4 protein-coding genes are annotated in these 1,491 nt (G+C 60.6%); all 4 read right to left on the reverse strand.

From position 1 onward, the window contains the following. Positions 1-196: 196 nt before the first annotated feature. Positions 197-466 (reverse strand): hypothetical protein, encoded by a 270-nt coding sequence (locus ACFQ6N_RS40610; RefSeq protein WP_197586260.1) that lies wholly within the window; start codon positions 464-466, stop codon positions 197-199. Between the two features lie 198 nt (positions 467-664). After that, positions 665-799, reverse strand: a complete 135-nt coding sequence (locus ACFQ6N_RS40615; RefSeq protein ID WP_049396927.1) for a hypothetical protein — start codon at positions 797-799, stop codon at positions 665-667. A gap of 46 nt (positions 800-845) precedes the next feature. Further along, entirely contained in the window at positions 846-1,019 is a 174-nt protein-coding gene (locus ACFQ6N_RS40620) for a hypothetical protein (RefSeq protein ID WP_279933880.1), read from the reverse strand. 87 nt (positions 1,020-1,106) lie between these two features. Beyond that, on the reverse strand, positions 1,107-1,409 hold the full coding sequence (locus ACFQ6N_RS40625; RefSeq protein ID WP_049458534.1) for a single-stranded DNA-binding protein: 303 nt from the start codon (positions 1,407-1,409) through the stop codon (positions 1,107-1,109). Positions 1,410-1,491 lie beyond the last annotated feature (82 nt).

Genomic DNA, 1,491 nt, shown 5'->3' on the forward strand with positions numbered 1-1,491 from the left:
TGAGCTACAGGGTGTTTGCGGGTGGGCCTTCGCCTCAGGAGGGGAAAAGCCGTAGGCGAACAGCGACAGTGCAAGGGCCACAAATTTGAGGCGCAGTCGGTCTGACCTCATCACTGACTGGCCTCATTAAAAGCGAGCGCAACCGCGTGTCCTGCAAGCCCACCGATGAACGCAAACACCATGCACACAAGCATCGCTATTCCTCCCTCTCCAATGCGCCGCAGAACACGCACTCTCCGCCGTCATAGTCATGGCCGGTGTCGGCGCACACGACCTCATCAACCTCGCCCGCCTCGTCGTCGGCGTGTTCGTCTGCGTCTTGATCCTCGCGGTCCTCAAAGAACCCTGCGATCTTGTCAACGCACCATCGGCCGAACCACGGAAGCGCCATCAACGTTCCGGCGCCAACGATTGCTGTGACGACCTGTGCAACGGACAACCCGAGAAACACCCCACTGAAGTCCATTACGCACCCTTTAGTAGTCGACTACGGCTCGGCACTCCGTACACCACAGGTTGCCGTCGTCCAACACGATCACGTCATCACCGCCACACTCGGGACACCAGTCGTCCTGGCATTCATCGGCGCTGACGTCATCGGGCTGTGTCTTCATAAGAATCGGGGCCGGTTTCCCAGCCCCTTCCCGTCACGGTTCTTCCGCGATCAGCGGAAGAAGGTAGCGACCTTGTTGGTCGCCCAGCGGGCGAAGCCCGGGGACGCCTTGATGGCGCCTGCGCTGATGATTGCGCTGACTGCGCTGGCGGCTGCGAGGCCGGTCAGAATGTCGCCGAAGTCCATTGCACTGCTCCTTGGTTGTGCGCGTTGTGCGCGTTGGATGGGGTGGTCAATCCCGTTCTGTACTGACCGATTTCACGACGGCGCCCACGATGTAGCCCAGCACATTGAGTGCAAGCACCAGCGTGAACACCCCCGAGAACCAACCAGTAGCCACCTCAGGTTCCGGCCACTGGAATAGATCGATGAGGATTGAGGCCTGTGCGTGCTCTGCTGCCGACACAAGCACATATCCACCACACTGCGATGCAGGCTCCCCGGTGGGTACGAGCGTCCCCTCAGCCGTCAGAGACACGCACACGGCCATGACTTAGGCCTGAGCAGCCGCGCGGGGTGCGGCCTTCGGCACCATGCGCAGGACGGTGAACTTGCTCAGCGATGCGACGCCCTTGTTGACCTGCAACATGGATTCGATATCGAGTTCGTACTCACCTTCGGGGTAGCCGGGCTGGCCCTTGTCCAGGCGCACATCGAACGGGTAAGCAAAGCCGCCGGTTTCGAGCTTGGCCTTCTGCTTGCGGGTGGTGTATTCGACGTTCTCACCGGCATCGTTCTTGAAGCTGCCGCCGCGTTCATCGATTTCGTTCTTCAGGACGGTGACCTTGACGCTCATGTGTAGTTACCCCTTTGAGGTTGTCTGTACGGCCGCGATTTCGGGCCAGTGCGCTGCTGTGTCGCCTGTGACCCACTTCGGC

The sequence above is a fragment of the Kitasatospora sp. NPDC056446 genome, assembly GCF_042796115.1.
In the GTDB taxonomy this organism is placed as follows: Bacteria; Actinomycetota; Actinomycetes; order Streptomycetales; family Streptomycetaceae; genus Kitasatospora.

What these genes read in the sequence shown, in the direction of transcription:
- ACFQ6N_RS40610 (WP_197586260.1), bottom strand. Translation starts at nt 466, where the DNA reads ATGGACTTCAGTGGGGTGTTTCTCGGGTTGTCCGTTGCACAGGTCGTC.
- ACFQ6N_RS40615 (WP_049396927.1), bottom strand. Translation starts at nt 799, where the DNA reads ATGGACTTCGGCGACATTCTGACCGGCCTCGCAGCCGCCAGCGCAGTC.
- ACFQ6N_RS40625 (WP_049458534.1), bottom strand. Translation starts at nt 1,409, where the DNA reads ATGAGCGTCAAGGTCACCGTCCTGAAGAACGAAATCGATGAACGCGGC.